At 61.1% G+C, this 18,074-nt stretch carries 13 protein-coding genes; 4 read left to right on the top strand and 9 right to left on the bottom strand.

The window, feature by feature from the left end; all coding sequences use genetic code 11:
* Nucleotides 1-32 precede the first annotated feature (32 nt).
* Nucleotides 33-1,535, top strand: coding sequence for a sensor histidine kinase N-terminal domain-containing protein (locus ACUN0E_RS41740; RefSeq protein WP_445570227.1), 1,503 nt, complete (start codon nt 33-35; stop codon nt 1,533-1,535).
* 70 nt (nt 1,536-1,605) lie between these two features.
* Here the strand turns inward: ACUN0E_RS41740 and ACUN0E_RS41735 are convergent, their stop codons facing one another.
* The 7 genes from ACUN0E_RS41735 to mnmC all read right to left on the bottom strand — a co-directional run bounded on the left by ACUN0E_RS41735 (nt 1,606) and on the right by mnmC (nt 10,773).
* A complete protein-coding gene (locus ACUN0E_RS41735) occupies nt 1,606-2,118 on the bottom strand; it encodes an SET domain-containing protein (protein ID WP_445570226.1) in 513 nt (170 codons plus the stop codon).
* Between the two features lie 220 nt (nt 2,119-2,338).
* Nucleotides 2,339-3,451 carry an NADH:flavin oxidoreductase/NADH oxidase gene (locus ACUN0E_RS41730; RefSeq protein WP_445570225.1) on the bottom strand — a complete coding sequence of 371 codons (1,113 nt, stop codon included), beginning with the start codon at nt 3,449-3,451 and terminating at the stop codon, nt 2,339-2,341.
* A gap of 73 nt (nt 3,452-3,524) precedes the next feature.
* Nucleotides 3,525-4,238 carry a glutamine amidotransferase gene (locus ACUN0E_RS41725; RefSeq protein ID WP_445570224.1) on the bottom strand — a complete coding sequence of 238 codons (714 nt, stop codon included), beginning with the start codon at nt 4,236-4,238 and terminating at the stop codon, nt 3,525-3,527.
* A gap of 128 nt (nt 4,239-4,366) precedes the next feature.
* On the bottom strand, nt 4,367-5,005 hold the full coding sequence (locus ACUN0E_RS41720; protein ID WP_408239199.1) for a MarR family winged helix-turn-helix transcriptional regulator: 639 nt from the start codon (nt 5,003-5,005) through the stop codon (nt 4,367-4,369).
* 534 nt (nt 5,006-5,539) lie between these two features.
* Nucleotides 5,540-6,655, bottom strand: coding sequence for a YbdK family carboxylate-amine ligase (locus ACUN0E_RS41715; protein ID WP_445570223.1), 1,116 nt, complete (start codon nt 6,653-6,655; stop codon nt 5,540-5,542).
* A 105-nt stretch (nt 6,656-6,760) separates the two neighbouring features.
* On the bottom strand, nt 6,761-7,966 hold the full coding sequence (locus tag ACUN0E_RS41710; RefSeq protein WP_408239196.1) for a cation:proton antiporter: 1,206 nt from the start codon (nt 7,964-7,966) through the stop codon (nt 6,761-6,763).
* 839 nt (nt 7,967-8,805) lie between these two features.
* The gene (gene mnmC / locus ACUN0E_RS41705) at nt 8,806-10,773 is read right to left on the bottom strand and encodes a bifunctional tRNA (5-methylaminomethyl-2-thiouridine)(34)-methyltransferase MnmD/FAD-dependent 5-carboxymethylaminomethyl-2-thiouridine(34) oxidoreductase MnmC (protein WP_445570222.1); all 1,968 of its coding nucleotides are present in this window, start codon (nt 10,771-10,773) and stop codon (nt 8,806-8,808) included.
* A gap of 415 nt (nt 10,774-11,188) precedes the next feature.
* Here mnmC and ACUN0E_RS41700 point away from each other — a divergent pair, with 415 nt between their 5' ends.
* Complete coding sequence (locus ACUN0E_RS41700; protein ID WP_006050811.1) at nt 11,189-11,467, top strand: HU family DNA-binding protein; 279 nt, start codon at nt 11,189-11,191, stop codon at nt 11,465-11,467.
* Nucleotides 11,468-11,591: 124 nt separating this feature from the next.
* On the opposite strand, the gene ACUN0E_RS41695 is transcribed toward ACUN0E_RS41700, so the two are convergent.
* Together ACUN0E_RS41695 and ACUN0E_RS41690 are read right to left on the bottom strand one after the other, a co-directional pair.
* The gene (locus ACUN0E_RS41695; protein WP_445570221.1) at nt 11,592-12,905 is read right to left on the bottom strand and encodes a GTP-binding protein; all 1,314 of its coding nucleotides are present in this window, start codon (nt 12,903-12,905) and stop codon (nt 11,592-11,594) included.
* 254 nt (nt 12,906-13,159) lie between these two features.
* Entirely contained in the window at nt 13,160-13,606 is a 447-nt protein-coding gene (locus tag ACUN0E_RS41690) for a lytic transglycosylase domain-containing protein (protein WP_445570220.1), read from the bottom strand.
* A gap of 515 nt (nt 13,607-14,121) precedes the next feature.
* On the opposite strand from ACUN0E_RS41690, the gene gspD reads away from it, so the two are divergent.
* The gene (gspD, locus tag ACUN0E_RS41685) at nt 14,122-16,509 is read left to right on the top strand and encodes a type II secretion system secretin GspD (RefSeq protein WP_445570219.1); all 2,388 of its coding nucleotides are present in this window, start codon (nt 14,122-14,124) and stop codon (nt 16,507-16,509) included.
* Entirely contained in the window at nt 16,506-18,074 is a 1,569-nt protein-coding gene (gene gspE / locus ACUN0E_RS41680; RefSeq protein ID WP_445570218.1) for a type II secretion system ATPase GspE, read from the top strand. Before gspD ends, gspE begins: the two co-directional genes overlap by 4 nt.

Below are 18,074 nucleotides of genomic sequence, written 5' to 3'. Positions count from 1 at the left end.
TATGCCGTTGCCTTTTTCCCGTGCGTTCGATCATGCCCCAGCCGGCCGCCAATAGTCTGCGCCGCACGCTGCTGCGGCGCCTCGCTGCCCCCCTTTCGCTGCTCGCACTCATGAGCGGCCTGATCGCTTACTGGCTGGCTTGGCAGTACACGCAGCACGTGGTCGACCGGTCGCTCGCCGATCTCGCCACCGCGATCTCCAAACAGATCCAGATTGCGGGGCCGAATGCGCGCCTCACGGTGCCGCCGCTCGCGCAGGCCATGTTCTCCGATCCAGTCGAGCACCTCGTCTATCGAATCAGCAATGGCGAAACCGAAATCGCCGGCGACCACAACCTGCCGCTGCAAGGCACCAGCGTACGGCGTATGCACTATGCGTACGTCTTCGAAGCGCAACACGAAGGTGTGACGGTACGCGTGGCACAGGTGCGCGTCGATCAGCCGACCGGTAATCCGATCGTCGTCGAAGTGGGTCAGCCGGTACATCACCGTTTTCGTATCGCCGCCGAGTTTCTGGTGGCTATCATGATGCCGCTGCTGCTGCTGCTGCTTGCGGGCTGGGTGATCGTGTGGCGCGTGGTCAACCAGCAGCTCAATCCGCTGACCGATCTCGCGGACTCGCTGAACCGGCAAACCCACACGTCGCTCGAACCGGTGGACGAAACCTATGTGCCGGTTGAAATCCGGCCACTCACCGGCGCGCTGAACGCGCTGCTCGGTCGCCTGAAAACCGCCCTCGACGGCCAGCGCAAATTTATCGCTGACGCCGCGCATCAGCTGCGCACCCCGCTCACCGCCGTCAAACTGCATGCGGAACAGGCAGCGGTCGCGCGTGACCCGCAGCAGACCCTTGCCGCGGTCCGTGAACTGCGCGCAGCCGCCGATCGTGCTGTGCGGCTGTCTAACCAGTTGCTTTCGCTTGCGCGCGCGGAGCCGGGCGAACAGGCAGCACGTTTCGTCAACGTGGATATGGCTGCACTCGCTTTCGATACGGGGGCGGAATGGGTGCCGCGCGCGTTGACTTTCCACGTCGACCTCGGCTTCCAACGCCTCGACGACCCCGCCAACGATCACCCGCTGATGGCACGCGGCAATCCGGTGCTGCTGCACGAAGTGATCGCCAATCTGCTGGATAACGCGCTCAAGTACGTGCCGCCATCACGCCTCGATGGCGGTCGCATCACCGTGACGGTGTCGCAAACCGTGATCGACGATCTGCGCATGGCCGAAATCATCGTCGAAGACAATGGGCCGGGCGTGCCGCCAACGCAGCAAGCCGATCTGTTCAAACGGTTCTTCCGCGGGGACGGTCAGAGCGACGCCGGTGTGGATAGCGGCGCCGGTCTTGGTCTTGCGATCGTTCACGACATCATGGTGCTGCATCACGGCAGCGTGCATTATGAAGATGCGCCGGAAGGCGGTGCGCGCTTCATCGTGCGTATTCCGCTTGTGCCGAGCAGCGTTCAGTATGACGTCGATCCCGAGGTGCTGCGCCCGGCAAAAAAATCGGCGCACTCGGCGCCGATCGATATGTGACTCTGTGGTGGGTTAATGCACTGCCACGGGCTGCCTTGAGTTCGCTTACGTTCAACTCAGGCAGCCTGTTTCATTTCTTCTTTGGCTTTTTCGCCTTCTTTACCGTCTTGTCGGACCTGGAAGCGCCCTTCTCTTTCTCCGGCGGAGCCAGCATCGTGCCGCGGCACTTGCGCGCGCCGCAACGGCATTCGTATTCCTTCTTGAGCTTCTTGGTCTGGCGCTCGTCGATGACGAGGCCATAGTCGTAAAAGACTTCCTCACCCTCGGCGATATCGCGCAGCGCGTGCACGTACACATGGCCGTCGATCTCTTCGGCTTCGCAGTTCGGCGCGCATGAATGGTTGATCCAGCGCGCGCTGTTGCCATCCACTTTGCCGTCGATCACCTTGCCGCTGTCGAGCGCGAAATAGAACGTGTGATTCGGTTCGTCCGGATTATGCGGATGACGACGCAACGCTTCTTTCCAGGAGATCCGCTCACCCTTGTATTCGATCAGCCGCTCGCCGGCCGCAATCGGCTCGATGGCAAACACGCCTTTGCCGTGCACACCCGAACGGCGCACGGCGATCCTGCGTGAACTCATTGAATGAATCCTTGTGAAGAACTGGGGGTGAAGATCCGTCAGCCGCCAGAAATGCCCGCACGTAACGCGCTGCTTTTTCTGACGCGGATAGCAAACGCGGCGCCTTGCGAGCGCCGCGTCGACTTGCGACGCTCATGCGCCACATCCGGCATCCTACACGCTCAAGACGGCTTCGTTCAACCGTCAAAAAGACGTGCGCGCACAGGGCCCACTGCCAAGTTCACCGTTGTCCGAACGAAATCTCGCCGAACAGGGCCTTTTGCTCGCGCGGTTGTGAACGCCAGTACTGCGGCGGCGCTTCGACCGTCGCGCCGAGTTGCGCCGCTGCATGCCACGGCCAACGCGGGTTGTACAGCAGCGCGCGGGCCAGCGCGATCAGATCGGCATCTCCCGCTTCGATGAGTTGTTCGGCATGCAGCGGATCGGTAATCAGGCCCACGCCGATGGTAACCAAGCCGGTTGCCTGTTTGACGGCCCTCGCGAACGGGATCTGGTAGCCCGGCTCAAGCGGAATCCTCTGCAACGGCGAGACACCGCCGGACGACACGTCGATCCAGTCGCAGCCGCGCTTTTTCAACTCCTGTGCGAACGTGATCGTGTCCTCGAGCGTCCAGCCTCCTTCGACCCAGTCGGTCGCCGAAACGCGCACGCCAACCGGCTTGTCGGCGGGAAACGCCGCGCGCACGATGTCGAAGATTTCGAGCGGAAAGCGCATGCGGTTTTCGAGCGAACCGCCGTAGTCGTCGCTGCGTTGATTGGCAATCGGCGACAGGAACTGGTGCAGCAGATAACCGTGCGCGGCGTGCACTTCCAGTGCATCGATACCGAGGCGCGCGGCGCGACGCGCGGAAGCCGCGAACGCTTCGCGAATCCGGTTCAGTGCGGGTGTATCGAGAGCCAAAGGCGGCTCTTCACCCCCTTTATGCGGCAACGCCGACGGCGCATGCGGCAGCCAGCCGCCTTGCGAAACTGGAATTAGTTGACCGCCTTCCCAAGGTGCCTGACTCGACGCCTTGCGCCCTGCATGTGACAACTGCATCGCCACACGAATGTGCGAATGCTTGCGAATCGCGGCCAGGACCGGCTCGAGTGCCGCTTCGGTGGCGTCATCCCACAGTCCGAGATCGCCCGGCGTGATGCGGCCATCCGGTTCGACAGAGGTCGCCTCGATGCACAACATGCCGGCGCCGGATAACGCGAGACTGCCGAGATGGATCATGTGCCACGCTGTAGCCTCGCCACGTTCGGCGGAGTACTGGCACATCGGGGACACGACGATACGGTTGGGAAGCGTCACGCTACGCAGCGTGAGCGGGGAAAAAAGCGCGCTCATGGATTACGCCCAGTAAAAACCCGAGAGCGAACGAGCATAGCACCGCGGGTGATTGTCTGCAGGCGCGCTCAGATCAAGGTTTCGGCTCGATCTGAGCGAGCCACTCGCCGAACATCCGGCGCGCGGCGGCTTCCAGCACCGGGCCGAACTGCGCGGTCTCGGCCCGCAACCGGCGCGCATCGATACCGTGGCTGGCAATCTCACCAGCGTTGCCAATCAGCCAGGGTTCGAAACGGTCAGCGCGAATCTCCGGATGACATTGCAGACCCAGCACATGATCGCCCCAGGCAAACGCCTGGTTTTCGCACGCAGCGGTCGAGGCGAGACGTGTGGCATTGTCGGGCAGATCAAAGGTGTCGCCATGCCAATGCAGCATCGACGTGTGCGCGCCGTCCAGATGGCGCACTGGCGAAGCACGGCCCGCATCGGTGAGCGTAAGCGGTGTCCAGCCGAGTTCGGTATGGCCTGAGGGATAAACCCGAGCACCGAGCGCACGCGCGATCAATTGCGCGCCGAGACAGATGCCGAGCGTCGGCAAACCAGCAGCGATACGCTTTTCGATCATTGACAGCAACGGAACGAGCGTCGGGTAAAGCGCGTCGTCGGTTGCACTGATCGGGCCGCCGAGTACGACCATGAGCGATGCGGCAACCGGGTCCGGCGCTTCGATCCGGGCAAAGCCGACATCGAGATAACGCACCGGGCGACCCCGTTCGCCAAGCTCCAGTTCAAGACTGCCCAGATCCTCGAAGTGCACATGGCGAATGGCCAGAACTTCGTGATTCATCAGCCTGTCCCACCTTCAGGTTGACTAAAGACTTGCCGCTACGCGGCGCGAACCGGCCAGCAGACGGCAATCGCCGCCCGCCGGAACACGGCATGGCAGTGTAGCGGATTGTCCCTGGAGAAGCCGCCTTATTGGGCGAAGATCTTCCAGGTCTTCTTTTGGGTGGCGACATCAGCCGCTTCGTACACCGAGCAATCGAGACGCAAATCCGTGTCCGACATCTTCATGTCGAGCAGCCCGCAGTGATGCGGCGTCTTCTTCGGATTCTTGCTCGGCTCGAAGTGCGTACAGCTCAGGCACATGCGGTGCGGCGGAATCGTGCCTTGCGCTTCCAGCTGGTGGATGGTCTTGAGCAACGTGCGATAGAACAGCGCCTGCTCTTCGTCGCGCAGCGTGCCAACCGCTTTAGCCAGGAAGTCCGGCCATTGCGCAGCGCGCTTCGCGGCGGTTCGGCCACGCGCCGTCAGACGGACGGCGAGGGCACGGCCGTCGTCAAGGGCACGGCGTTTTTCGACCAGACCCTTGGTCTCGAGCGTGCTCACGGCATCGCTGGTGGTCGCGGCGGTCAGAGCCGTTTCACGGGCAATTTCGCCGAGCCGCATCGGGCCTTTGCGCTGCATCAGCAAGACGAGAATTTCGCCCTGGGTCGGCGTCAGGCCTGCGCCTTCCGCCCATTCCCAAGCCTGGCTCCGCATGGCCGTGCTCAATCGCAATAGGCTGTGGGTCACTCGCCCGGATGCCTGTTCTCCGTATACGCCTTCGCTCATAATCTTCGTTTGGTTTATTAAAGCTTGCGTGCGATGCCGGCAAACGCTGCCGAACACGCCCGTAGCCTGTGTGGGGTAGCCTCGCCCAAAAGCAGACGAGACGGAATCTACTATCTCAAAAATTTACCGCCTTGCAAGCCAAAGCGGCTAAAACGACATTCTATGCGAGAGCGGCGAATCGTACAGCTAAGTTATCCAACGCAACCTGTGGATAACCATGGGAAAACACAGGGGATGGCATGTGTGTCGATTCTTGATAAGCAATCCGACCGCCCCCGTCTTACAGAAGTTGTCCTCGTTTCCCGGTACCAATGCACCTCTGACCAGTCTAGTTATAGTTTACGTAGAACTTTGACTTTGCAGGGAATTATTCAGTTGTCCACAGGCAGATGCAATGCTTGTTAACTACTACTACGTTTGTATACGTAAACTTTAGAAAAACCTAAAGCCTCCCGAGCTGGAAATTATTTACGAAAAAAAACCCGCACGAAGCGGGTCTTCCTTACGGTTTGAGGTAAGCAATCCTGTACCTGGCTAGGCTCGCCACTGCAGACACTGCTGCCTTACGGCTTCGTGCAAGGACTTTTCCCGCTCGAAGACGCCACGCAACCACGTCGCATCATTGACCTGACCGCGCGCAATCGCACCGATTTCGGCGAGTGCGTTGCCCGAACCCAATGCTTCGGCGTGCGGCGCAATCAGATCCAGCGTTTCGAGGATATCTTCGGAAATCGTCTTGCGTTCGCTCGTTTGCGGATTGATACAGTTGCCGGCCAGACCGAACCGGCATGCCTCGAAACGGTTGAACGTGTAGACGAGGTAATCGTCTTCTTTCGGCGTGATCGGCTTATCGAGCAAAAGATGCCGTGCAAGCGTCTGGATGTAGCAGGCGATCGCCGCGGCCCGATCCACCGACATCGGCGTATCCATCACGCGTACTTCGATCGTGCCGAAACCCGGCTTCGGCCGGATGTCCCAGTAAAAATCCTTCATGCTGTTGACCACGCCTGTGTGAACCATTTTCGAGAAATATTCTTCGAAGCTGTCCCACGTCAACACAAAAGGCGCACGGCCCGACAGCGGAAATGCGAACACGGAATTCAGTCGTGCAGAATGAAAACCGGTATCGACGCCCTGCACGAACGGCGATGAAGCGGACAAGGCGATGAAATGCGGAATGAAGCGCGACATTGAATGCAGCAGATACAGCGCGCTGTTCGGATTCGGACAGCCAATGTGCACGTGCTGGCCGAACACCGTGAATTGCTTGGCGAGGTAGCCGTACAACTCGGAAAGATATTGAAAGCGTGGCGTATCGACGATCTGCCGTTCGCTCCATTGCTGGAACGCGTGCGTGCCGCCACCGCACAAGCCGACATTCAGGTGGTCGGCAGCGGAAACCAGCGTGTCGCGGATCTTGCGCAAATCGGTGACAGCCTGTTCATGTGTCGTGCAGATACCGGTCGACAACTCGATCATGCTTTCGGTGATTTCCGGCGTAATGTTGCCGGGGATTTTTTCATCCTTGATAAGACGCATCAGATCCGAGCCGGCTTTGGTCAGATCATAGTCGTGCGTATTGACGATCTGCATTTCGAGTTCGACACCGAAAGTGAACGGTTTCGAATCGATGAAGGGTTCGAGTGACATGGCGTCCCCTAGGTCAGGACGGCCGGGTATTTGTCACATGCCCGGCCGTTTTTGAAGCGAATAAATTGGATAAAGCGCGTACAGCGTCGAGAAGCGGCGTGTGCTTTACTCTTCGCGCCGCTCACCCACCAGCGCAAGGCTGCGATACACGAGCCATGGCCCGAGAATCTGCAGCACGAAAATCGAGCACATCACGATAGCCCGCAGTTGCGGGTCGAAATTCGGATAGAGGTTGTACGTATCGTCGACGAGCAGGTACGCAAGCGCCGACATGGGCGATAACGACAAACCCAACGCCATCCCCTGCTTCCAGTTCAAGCCGCTCGGTTTGGCGAAGGCCATCACGCCCACCAGTTTCGCAACCAGACGCGCAACAATCAGGCCCAGCGCCGCAACACCGCCGAGCGCGATATCTTTCCATTCGAACGAAGTCAGCGTCAGCACGAACAGAATCACGGTCAACAACCAGCCGGCCGTGCCGAAATGTTCCGGCCACAACTGCGGACGCGCTTCAAGATTCTTCACGATGATGCCTGCGGCCAGCAACGCAAGAATCGTGGAAAGCTTGAACAGATGCGCCACCGCAATCGCCAGCAGCACGAGGCCGAATAGCGCGACGAAAGAATGCTCGTCCTGCATGTTCAGACGGCGATAAAAAAACGTGCACGTGCGCGCCAGCAGATAAGCCAGCACGAGCGAGCCGACCAGCAGATACAGCGGCTGCAGAATCGTGGCATACACGTTGCCGTAGACCTCCTGATGCAACCAGCTCGATACCAGCTTTTCGATCACCACCGCATACATGCTGTTCAACGCGGTAAGGGTCAACAAACGTTGGGTGACCTGACCTTCCGCGCGCAACTCGGTTTTGAGCTGGATCACCATCGCCGGCGAAGTCGCCATGGCAATCGCGGCAAGCACGGTCGCCACCATCAGCGGCACTTTCAGGAACAACAAAACCGGCAAAACCAGCGCGAACGTCAGCGTGGCTTCGGCAACGCTCGACAGAATCAGCCAGGGATTGCGGCGAATCCAGCGCAAATCGAGTCGGCTGCCAAGCTCGAATAACAACAAACCGAGCGCCACATCGAGCAACGGCCGTGCGGCGCTTGCAGAATCCGCGTCAATCACGCCGAAACCGGCGGCGCCTGCTATCAGGCCGATGACCGCATACCCGGAGATGCGCGGCAAACGCCATGCGCGATAGCAAAGTTCACCGCACAGACCCGCGGCGAGCAATGCAAGACCAGCCCAAAAAATGGCGTCGGGTGTGAGGGGCCAGGCTGGAAAAAATGAAAACGCCGATTTCATCGTGATGGGTTCTCCTTTGCAGCAACGGCAGACGACACGAACCGGCGCAAATACCGGCGAGCGGGTGGGCGCATGAGGCGCTCACTGTCGCGATCGTTTCGCGTGACCAGCGTTGCGAGTTTTCAACGATCGGATGATCTGAATGCGCCGCAGCCGCAGGGAGCGCGGCGCATTCCGGGGTGCGGCCGCAGCATCCGGCCCGGTGAAAGAACGCCGTCGACTTTGAATCAGATTCTGATTGAGCGGCACCGTTCCGTTGCAGCGTGTGCCGCCAGAGGCGAGGCACGACGCGGAAAAGAACGGCGATTGTGCCATAGCTTTTTCAGACTTGACCGAAAAGACAGGAACATGCAGGCAAAACGGTAAAAACGTACGTTATCTACTAGACATGAGGAAAAAGCGACCGTTTGAAAGCCGAATCTGGCGCTCATAGCGTACAGATTCAACGTTGCAGATGTTTTTTTCAGAGCGTCGCTGGTGGTGTTTTTCCATCGATTGCCGGCGGTTCTGGTTCGACGATCTCGCTCGATCTCAGGATGGCTCTTCTGTTTACAGGTTTACCGTATGTATACGTAGTAACAGTTAACAAGGTGCCTCGATTTCTGTGGATAACCTTGGTTTACCGAATCAATTCATTGGCTTGCCGCTCGTATAACAGGATGCACAGTGTGTGCGGCAGTGACGGGTATACAAGGGTAACTTTTCGCGATTTTCGACGGCAGCCAAGTTACCCCGTTTACGTCCACAACGGTTCCACATGAGTTGCGCCGGTAAACGGCGCGGTTATCCACAAGCTTCAGTGGATAACTTTTCTTGTCGCCGATGTTCAGCGGGTGCGGTTAACGCACCGTGCCCTGGCGTAGCGCGCGTAAGAGGAAGCGCGCAGGATCGATGTCTTCGGCCAACTCCCGTTCGAGCGGCCATGGCTCGCCTTCGATTTGCGAGGCAATCAACTCGGCGCCTAACGCCGCCCAGACCAGACCGCGAGACCCGTAAGCGAATGCGCTGTACAAGCCGTCGACGCGCGGCAAATCGAGCGGCCATGCGCCACGCAGACGCTCGGCGTCGCGCGCTGAGGCGGCTTCGTCGGCGACGTTGCCGATCATCGGCATGCGGTCGCTCGTGACACAGCGAAACGCAACGCGCCCGGCGAGTGCTGCCGCCTTTGACGGCTCGACGATGCCGTCAAAGGCCGGCAGCATCTGCGCGACACGCTCGAGGTTCTCCAGATGGCCATCAGGCCGCAGTGAGGAGTCAGGGTCGTCGAGTTCGTAGGTGGCGCCGGTGAGTGTGACGCCGTCGGCTAGCGGGACAGCGTAGCCTTCGCCGATCACCGGCACTCCAAGCGAAGGTACCGTGCCCGGTGGCAGCAAGGTCAACTGGCCGCGGATGCTGCGGGTCGGTGCGTGTTGCAAACCGGCGATGCGCGCGGCGTCGTGTGCGCTTGCGACAATGACCACCGGCGCGCGCGCGATGGCCTGCCCTGCTGCATCGAAGACGATCCATTGATTGCCGGATCGCTCGAGGCGCGCCACGTCCACACCAAAGCGGCGTTCGAGCAGATCGCCTGCCGCTGCGCACTGCGCGGCGCAAAGCGATGCCGGGTCGATCCAGCCACCATGAGGAAAGAGCCAGCCGCTTCGCGCGAGCGGCATACCGGCAAGGCCTTGCGCTTCGCTCAGCGATACGGGCGTCACGTATTCAGACGGGTAACCGAACGTCGCGATTGCCTGACTCATCGAGCGTGCTTCGTCGTCGTCCGCGGCGATCTGCAGCAGTCCCGGAGCGCCGCGCAATGGACAGTGGCCAAGCCGTTCGAGCGCTGCCCAGCGTCTCAGCGTGTAGAAAAAGCCCGCACGCGTGACGCGCGAAGCGACGCTGTCGTCGCGCGAGATCATTGGATGGAATACGCCGGCCGGATTGCCCGAGGCGTCCTGCGCGACCGACGCATGGCGCTCCAGCGAGGTGACGCGCCAGCCCCGTGCAGCCAGGCGCTCGATCATGGCGCAGCCGGCAAGACCGGCGCCGATCACGATGGCGTGCCGCTCGTCGACCTCCAGCGGCGCTGGCGGCTCATAGCGGCGCACACGCCAGCGCGGCGCGAAGTGGCCGACCAGCATCGCCCGTTTCCAGCCGAAGCCGTCGACCTTGCGGTACTCGAAACCACATTGCGTCAATGCACGTTTGATGTCGCCGGCGCTGGTGTAGGTAGAGAATGTGGCGCCTTCGCCGGCCATCCGCGCGAGCGCCTTGAAGATCGCAGGCGTCCAGATCTCGGGGTTTTTGGCCGGCGCGAAGCCGTCCAGGTAGAACGCATCAGCGCGCAGTCGCAGGTTTGGCAAGGTTTCCCCTGCGTCGCCGAACACGAGCGTCAGGACGATCCGGCCGCCTTCGAATTCCAGCCGATGGCTGCCGGGCACGAGCATCGGCCATGCGTCGGCCAGCGTTTGCGCGAGCGTGGCAATCGCCGGATCGGAGATCGTCGCGGCATATACGCTTTGCAAATCGGCTTGAGTAAAGGGATGTTTCTCGGTCGAGACGAAGTGCAGCCGCTCGCAGCGCGCGGGATCGTCACGCCAGGCAGCCCAGGTCATCAGGAAGTTGATGCCCATGCCAAAACCGGTTTCGAGCACGGTGAAAATGCGGCGGCCCTGCCATCGGTCCGGTAGCGCATTGCCGCGCAGGAAGACGTATTGGGCCTGCTCGAGACTACCGACAGCACTGTGATAGATGTCGTCGTAGAGCGGCGAAAAAGGTGTGCCGTTGTCGCGAAACGCGAGGACGGCGGGGATCAGCGGATCGGTCATGCGCGACGGAAAATGACGCTCGAAAGAGCGGGTCAGACGTTACCACCAGCGCGCGCAGCTCGCCGGGCGGCGAAAAAGACGCTCAGAACGTTGGCAAAAACCAACGCTAAGCCCCGTCCATACTGGGTTTGAGCCTCCAATTGAGGCTCGCGAAGCGAAAAAAGAAGGGTTTCCCCTCGATATCGGCCCCAGAACCGCTTAATTTCTTCGAAACCCTTATCCTGATTGGGTTTGCGCTGCGCTATCATAGCAAGCGCCGCGAAGGGAGCGGCAGCACGGCCGACGGGTAGTCAAATCGCCCGGCGCTATTGTCCGGAGGGGATCCGGACCGCAGCTGCTCGACGGTGTGACCCGCGCACGTATAATCGGCGCGTTCGCGCTGTTCGTGTCAACCTAAACTCAGAAAGGAACCTTAATGAACAAACAGGAACTGATCGACGCCGTCGCAGGACAGACCGGCGCCAGCAAGGCTCAAACCGGTGAGACGCTGGACACGTTGCTTGAAGTGATCAAGAAGTCTGTGTCGAAGGGTGACGCGGTCCAGTTGATCGGCTTCGGCAGCTTCGGTTCGGGCAAGCGCGCAGCACGTACGGGTCGTAACCCCAAGACCGGCGAAACTATCAAGATCCCGGCCGCCAAGACCGTCAAGTTCACGGCTGGCAAGGCGTTCAAGGACGCCGTCAACAAGCGCTAAGCAGATTACTGCCTGGCAGTTGACACCCGCCAATGGCGGGTTTTTTTTCGCCTGCGATTTTGTGTTTGAGCCGCGACCGCAACAGGCGTCGCGGCCAAACATTCAGCATCAGGGCAAGGGCTGCCTAGTCGTGGCGATGCACGATTTCGCCGTGACCATGGCCGTCGTGATCGTGATCGTGGTCATGATCATCTTCGTCGAAGTCCCATGCCGGGAACGGATCGACGAATTGTTGCCACGCTTGCGATCCCGCCGCGTATTCCTCGTCGGTCACAAGGCACGCGTCGAACTTCGCTTTCCAGACAGCCGGGTCGATGCCGACGCCGATCATCACCAGTTCCTGGCGACGATCGCCGATGCTCAGGTCGTCCGGATCGCCGTGCCAGTCGGCGGCAATTTCGGCGGCCAGCTCGTCATCGCCGTCCGGCCATTTGCTGCGATCCTGAGCGGCCCACCACATGCCCGCCGGACCATGCCGGCACGCGCCACCCGCCTGCGACAGCGAACCGGCAATGTCGTTGCGCGTGGCGAGCCAGAAGAAGCCCTTGCTGCGCAAGACGCCCTTCCACTCCTCGTGCAGCAATGCCCACAGGCGCTCCGGGTGAAACGGCCGCCGCGCGCGGTAAATGAAATTGCCGATGCCGAATTCGTCCGCTTCACCATGATGAGCATGGCCGTGCTCATGGTCATGCTCGTGCTCGTGATTGAGCGACGCCAGCCAGCCTGGCGCGCTCGATGCCTCGTCGAAATCGAAGCGCCCGGTGTTCAGCACTTCGGCAAGCGGCACCTCACCGAAACGGCTCACCACCTGCACTGCGCGCGGATTGATGCGGGCAAGGATGCGCTGCAAACGCGTGAGTTCATCCGCGCTTACCAGATCGGCCTTGTTCACCACCAGTACATCGCAGAATTCAATCTGCTCGATCAGCAATTCGACCAGCGTCCGGTCGTCCTCTTCGGTCGCGGCGATGCCCCGTTCGGCGAGCGCATCCGCTGAACCGTAGTCGCGCAGGAAGTTGAACGCATCGACCACGGTCACCATCGTATCGAGCTGTGCGACATCGGACAGCGACACGCCGTCGTCGTCAACGAAGGTGAAGGTTTCGGCAATCGGCATCGGCTCGGCTACGCCGGTCGACTCGATCAGGATTGCATCGAAGCGTTTTTCGCCGGCCAGCCGCCTGATCTCGACCAGCAAGTCGTCGCGCAACGTGCAGCAGATGCAGCCGTTCGACAGTTCGACGAGCTGTTCTTCGACATGCGAAAGCGCAGCGGCGTCGCGCACGAGCGTTGCGTCGATATTGACGGCGGCCAGATCGTTGACGATCACGGCGACGCGCAAACCGGCGCGATTCGCGAGGATGTGGTTCAGGAGCGTGGTCTTGCCGGCGCCCAGAAAACCGGAGAGCACGGTGACTGGCAATAGCGGCTGGTTCATCGCAGTACGGAAAGACAAGAGGATTGGAAGGCGTGCCGGGCTCGGGTCGCATGACTCCGGGACCGGAAGATGGCCGAACAGCGACGGCAGCACGAAGCCGCATTGTGCATCAAACGGGGCGTAACCGCGTGACGGGCCGGATCAGAATGCCTGAGCAGCCACGCTGACAAGCACCGGCCGGAAAGCCGCACCGGCATGAGCGCCAGCAAAAGTGCCTGACAACGAATCGACGAAAGGACCCACGACGATACCGCTCAGTGTGCAGCCGGCATCAGGTTCCACTTGCGCAGGATCGCGGCGATCTGCTGTGCATATTTATCACGCAGTGCCGGCGTCTCGGAGTGATACGCGCCGACCGCCTGCCAGGTATTGCCGTACTTGTTCATCTGGCGGCGCAGATGCCATGCCGCTATATAAACGTTTTTGCAAGGCTCCATCAGCGTGCCTTGCGAGATGCCGTACTGGGCGAGCGTCGGCAGATGAATCGAGTTGATCTGCATAACGCCGTAGTCGGTCGAGCCGTTGGCGTTCTTATGCAGCGCGTCCGGCCGATTGTGTGACTCCTGCCACGCAATAGCACGCAAAATCAAGGGGTTGACCTTCTGATACCCTGCGGCCGCGTCAAAACAATCGGCGCGCGCGGACCCTGCTGCGATCAGCACGGCAAGTCCTGCGGCGATGGTGACGAAGGTTCGTTTCATCAGTCAAGATGACTAAACAAATCACAAGGGTAAGGTTCGGTAAGGCAATGCATCGGCCATACTTCAGCCGCTGGAAGCCGCTGAGGCTCACTGGCCGGGCCTTCGTCGGACATCGGGGAAAACCCGTGTCGGCAAGTCGCAACCAGTACCTCGAACGGCTCGTATCATACCGGCAGACTTAGACGCGTCAAGTTGGCTAACCGACATAATCAAGCGTAAAACCAAGGACTTCTGCGGTTTGGCGCATGGAAGCTCATTTGCTTTCAATTGCTTGACGGTTCGAAACGGTATTTAGAGTAATCGCACGGGCCGTTTGTTTTGTGACAAATCCGACATGAAAAACTGTTACTGTTCATTTTTTTCGGACATTGGATGTCCGGCATCCGGGCCGTTGATCGCCTGTGACGCCGGCTGGCAGACCGATAGGGCGGCGGCCTGCTCAAATGTTCGCACTGCATGACCGTCGACGGCTACGGCCGTTGGCATCGATCCCACATTCCATGAGAAGAAATCGTATGGCATTGCGTCGCGTCGCAACGGCGCTGCTGGTGGCTGGATTGATCACCGCGCAGACAGCACAGGCACAGGTGACACTCAACTTCGTGAACGCCGATATCGACCAGGTGGCCAAGGCGATCGGCGCGGCAACCGGCAAAACGATCATCGTCGACCCGCGCGTGAAGGGTCAACTGAACCTCGTTTCGGAAAATTCGGTGCCCGAAGACCAGGCGCTCAAGACCTTGCAATCCGCTTTGCGGATGCAGGGTTTCGCGCTGGTTCAGGATCACGGCGTCCTGAAGGTCGTGCCCGAGGCTGACGCCAAGCTGCAAGGTGTGCCGACCTACGTCGGCAATACACCGGTTGCACGAGGCGATCAGGTCATCACGCAGGTGTTCGTGCTGAAGAACGAATCGGCCAACAACCTGTTGCCGGTGTTGCGTCCGTTGATCTCGCCGAACAATACCGTGGCGGCCTACCCGGCCAACAATTCGATTGTCGTGACCGATTACGCCGACAACGTGCGGCGTATCGCGCAGATCATCGCGGGTGTCGATACGGCGGCGGGCCAGTCGGTTTCGGTGGTGCAGTTGAAGAACGCCAACGCGATCGACATCGCCACGCAGTTGACCAAGATGCTCGACCCCGGCGCGATCGGCAGCACCGACGCGACGCTCAAGGTGTCGATCACGGCCGACCCGCGTACCAACTCCCTGCTGATCCGCGCGTCGAACGGCGGACGTCTCGCGGCGGCGAAGCAACTGGCGAAGGAACTTGATACGCCGACCACCATGCCTGGCAACATGCACGTCGTGGCGCTGCGCAACGCGGACGCGACGAAGCTCGCGAAGACCTTGCGCGGGATGCTCGGCAAAGCCGGCGACACCGGCTCGTCGGGCGGCTCGAACGAAGCGAATTCGTTTAACCAGAACGGCGGCGGTGGGTTGGGCGGCAATTCGACAGGCACCTCGGGCACGCCGCCGTTGCCGTCGGGCGGACTCAACGGTAGTTCGGGGGCGTCGCCGTTGGGCGGTAGCGGGGGAGGCTACGGCTCGAACGGCGGTGCCGGTTCCAGCGGCCTGCTAGGCGGCGACAAGGACAAGAGCGACGACAATCAGCCAGGCGGCATGATCCAGGCGGACTCAGCAACCAATTCGCTGATCATCACCGCGGCCGAGCCGGTATACCGCAACCTGCGGGCGGTGATCGACCAGCTCGACGCGCGGCGCGCGCAGGTCTATATCGAGGCGCTGATCGTCGAGCTGAACTCGAACACCAATGCCAACCTCGGCATTCAATGGCAGGTCGCGAACAATTCACTGTTTGCCGGCACCAACCTGTCGACCGGCAACAGCAACAGCATTATCAATCTGACGGCCGCCGCCGCGGCTGGCGCGGCCACCGGCGGTCTCGCCGGGGCGCTCGGCAGCGCGAGCGGGGGGCTCCAACAGGGGCTCAACGTCGGTTGGGTGCACAACATTTTCGGTGTGCAGGGACTCGGCGCGCTGCTGCAGGCGCTGTCGCAGACCGCTGACGCGAACGTGCTGTCGACGCCTAACCTCATTACGCTCGACAACGAGGAAGCCAAGATTGTCGTGGGTACGAACGTGCCGATCCAGACGGGTTCGTATTCGAATCTCACGAGCAGCACCGCGACCTCGGCATTCAATACCTACGACCGCGTCGACGTCGGTCTGACGCTGCACGTCAAGCCGCAGATCACCGACGGCGGGATTCTCAAGCTGCAGCTCTACACGGAAGACTCGGCGATCGTGAACGGCACGACCAACGCGACGACCAATCCGGCCGGCCCCGAGTTCACCAAGCGTTCGATCCAGTCGACGGTACTGGCCGATAACGGCGAGATCATCGTGCTGGGTGGCCTGATGCAGGACAACTATCAGGTCAGTAACAGCAAGGTACCGTTGCTGGGCGATATTCCGTGGATCGGCCAGTTGTTCCGTTCGGAACAGAAGACCCGCAACAAGACTAACCTGATGGTGTTCCTGCGCCCCGTAATCATCACCGACCGCGCTACCGCGCAGGCCGTGACCTCGAACCGCTACGATTACATCCAGGGCGTACAGGGTGCCTACAAGTCGGACAATAACCTGATCAAGGACAACGACGATCCGGTGGTTCCGCCGATGCCGATCGGTCCGAGCCAGGGCGGTTCGCCCGCGATGAACCTGTTCGATCTCGACAGGATGCGTCGTCAGCAGCTAACGCCGCCGGCAGTTTCGGCGCCGGCGCCGGTCACGAATGGCGGGGCTGTGACGACGAATCCGGTCATAAATAATGGCGGAACCGTGCAGCAGACGTACCCGGCCACGAATGGCGCCGCTGTGCAGACGAACCCGGTAACGGTGACGCCTTCCACCGCGTCGCCCGGAGTGCAGCCGTGAGTACGCCGTCCACGCCGCCGTCAGCTTCCGCGTCGTCGGCAGCGGCGCGCGCCGCTGCATCGACGCAAGCCTCGGCAATGCCGCCCGCCGTCGTGGCGGAGCATGCCGAGCGCATTGCACCGTCAGGAGTCGCCGCGCGCCTCGTGCCCTACGGCTTTGCCCGCAGCGGCCAGATTCTGGTCGCGCATCAGCATGCTGACAGCCTCGAAATCTGGATCAGCGAGCGCACCAGTGATGCAGCGCTTGCCGAGGTCGCGCGTAACTTTGGCGCGTTGTCCATTGTGCGTGTGCCGGCTGACGAACTTGCGCAGGCGATCAACCAGGCCTATGCACGCCAGGACGGCAGCGCGGCACAGGTGGTCGGCGAAGTGGAAGGCGAAGTCGACCTGTCGCGTTTGATGCAGGACATTCCCGAGGTCGAGGATCTGCTCGAGTCGGAAGACGACGCGCCGATCATCCGCATGATCAACGCGCTGCTCACGCAAGCCGCGCGCGAACAGGCTTCGGATATTCACATCGAGCCGTTCGAGACTTCGTCGGTGGTGCGCTTTCGGGTCGACGGCACGTTGCGCGATGTCGTGCGGCCGAAGAAAGCGTTGCATGGCGCGCTGATCTCGCGGATCAAGATCATGGCGCAGCTTGATATCGCCGAGAAGCGTTTGCCGCAGGACGGCCGTATCACGCTGCGCGTCGGCGGACGTCCGGTCGATGTGCGCGTTTCGACGCTGCCTACCGGTCACGGCGAACGCGCGGTGCTGCGTCTGCTGGAAAAGGACGCGTCGCGACTGAATCTTGAAGCCCTCGGCATGGCGGCGGATACGCTCGTCAAGTTCGACAAGCTGATCGGCAAGCCGCACGGCATTGTGCTGGTGACGGGCCCGACCGGTTCGGGTAAGACGACCACGCTGTATGCGTCGATGTCGCGGCTTGAGACCGCGACCACCAACATCATGACGGTCGAAGACCCGATCGAATACGACCTCTCGGGCATCGGCCAGACGCAGGTCAACGAGCGGATCGGTATGACCTTCGCGCGGGCGCTGCGCTCGATTCTGCGGCAGGACCCGGACGTCATCATGATCGGTGAAATCCGCGACCTGGAAACCGCGCAGATCGCGGTGCAGGCATCGCTGACAGGTCACCTTGTGCTGGCCACGTTGCACACGAACGACGCGGCATCCGCCGTGACGCGTTTGACCGACATGGGCGTCGAGCCGTATCTGCTGGCGTCGTCGCTGCTCGGCGTGCTGGCGCAGCGGCTGGTGCGGCGTTTGTGTTCGGTGTGCCGCGAAGAACGCGTCGAAGAAGACGGCAGCGTGCGCTGGCATCCGGTCGGTTGCGACAAGTGCGGGCAGTCCGGTTATGCAGGCCGGCGCGGCGTGTACGAACTGCTTTTGATCGACGACGAAATCCGCACGCTGGTTCACCGCAACGCAGCGGACGCCGAGATTCTCATCGCGGGCCGCGCACAAGGTATGCGTACGCTGCGCGAAGATGCGGACCGCTGGCTCGCGTCCGGGCTGACGTCGCTCGAAGAAGTGATCCGCGTGACGGGCGGAGCATAA

The sequence above is a fragment of the Paraburkholderia sp. D1E genome (genome assembly GCF_052682275.1).
The sequence above is the reverse complement of the archived record's forward strand: the minus strand, read 5'-3'. Positions and strand labels throughout refer to the sequence as shown.

Excerpts from the sequence above, each read along its gene's own strand:
- gspD (WP_445570219.1), top strand. The coding sequence starts at position 14,122 with ATGGCATTGCGTCGCGTCGCAACGGCGCTGCTGGTGGCTGGATTGATC.
- ACUN0E_RS41700 (WP_006050811.1), top strand. The coding sequence starts at position 11,189 with ATGAACAAACAGGAACTGATCGACGCCGTCGCAGGACAGACCGGCGCC.
- ACUN0E_RS41695 (WP_445570221.1), bottom strand. The coding sequence starts at position 12,905 with ATGAACCAGCCGCTATTGCCAGTCACCGTGCTCTCCGGTTTTCTGGGC.
- ACUN0E_RS41690 (WP_445570220.1), bottom strand. The coding sequence starts at position 13,606 with ATGAAACGAACCTTCGTCACCATCGCCGCAGGACTTGCCGTGCTGATC.
- ACUN0E_RS41720 (WP_408239199.1), bottom strand. The coding sequence starts at position 5,005 with ATGAGCGAAGGCGTATACGGAGAACAGGCATCCGGGCGAGTGACCCAC.
- ACUN0E_RS41725 (WP_445570224.1), bottom strand. The coding sequence starts at position 4,238 with ATGAATCACGAAGTTCTGGCCATTCGCCATGTGCACTTCGAGGATCTG.
- ACUN0E_RS41710 (WP_408239196.1), bottom strand. The coding sequence starts at position 7,966 with ATGAAATCGGCGTTTTCATTTTTTCCAGCCTGGCCCCTCACACCCGAC.
- ACUN0E_RS41715 (WP_445570223.1), bottom strand. The coding sequence starts at position 6,655 with ATGTCACTCGAACCCTTCATCGATTCGAAACCGTTCACTTTCGGTGTC.
- ACUN0E_RS41740 (WP_445570227.1), top strand. The coding sequence starts at position 33 with ATGCCCCAGCCGGCCGCCAATAGTCTGCGCCGCACGCTGCTGCGGCGC.
- mnmC (WP_445570222.1), bottom strand. The coding sequence starts at position 10,773 with ATGACCGATCCGCTGATCCCCGCCGTCCTCGCGTTTCGCGACAACGGC.
- ACUN0E_RS41735 (WP_445570226.1), bottom strand. The coding sequence starts at position 2,118 with ATGAGTTCACGCAGGATCGCCGTGCGCCGTTCGGGTGTGCACGGCAAA.
- ACUN0E_RS41730 (WP_445570225.1), bottom strand. The coding sequence starts at position 3,451 with ATGAGCGCGCTTTTTTCCCCGCTCACGCTGCGTAGCGTGACGCTTCCC.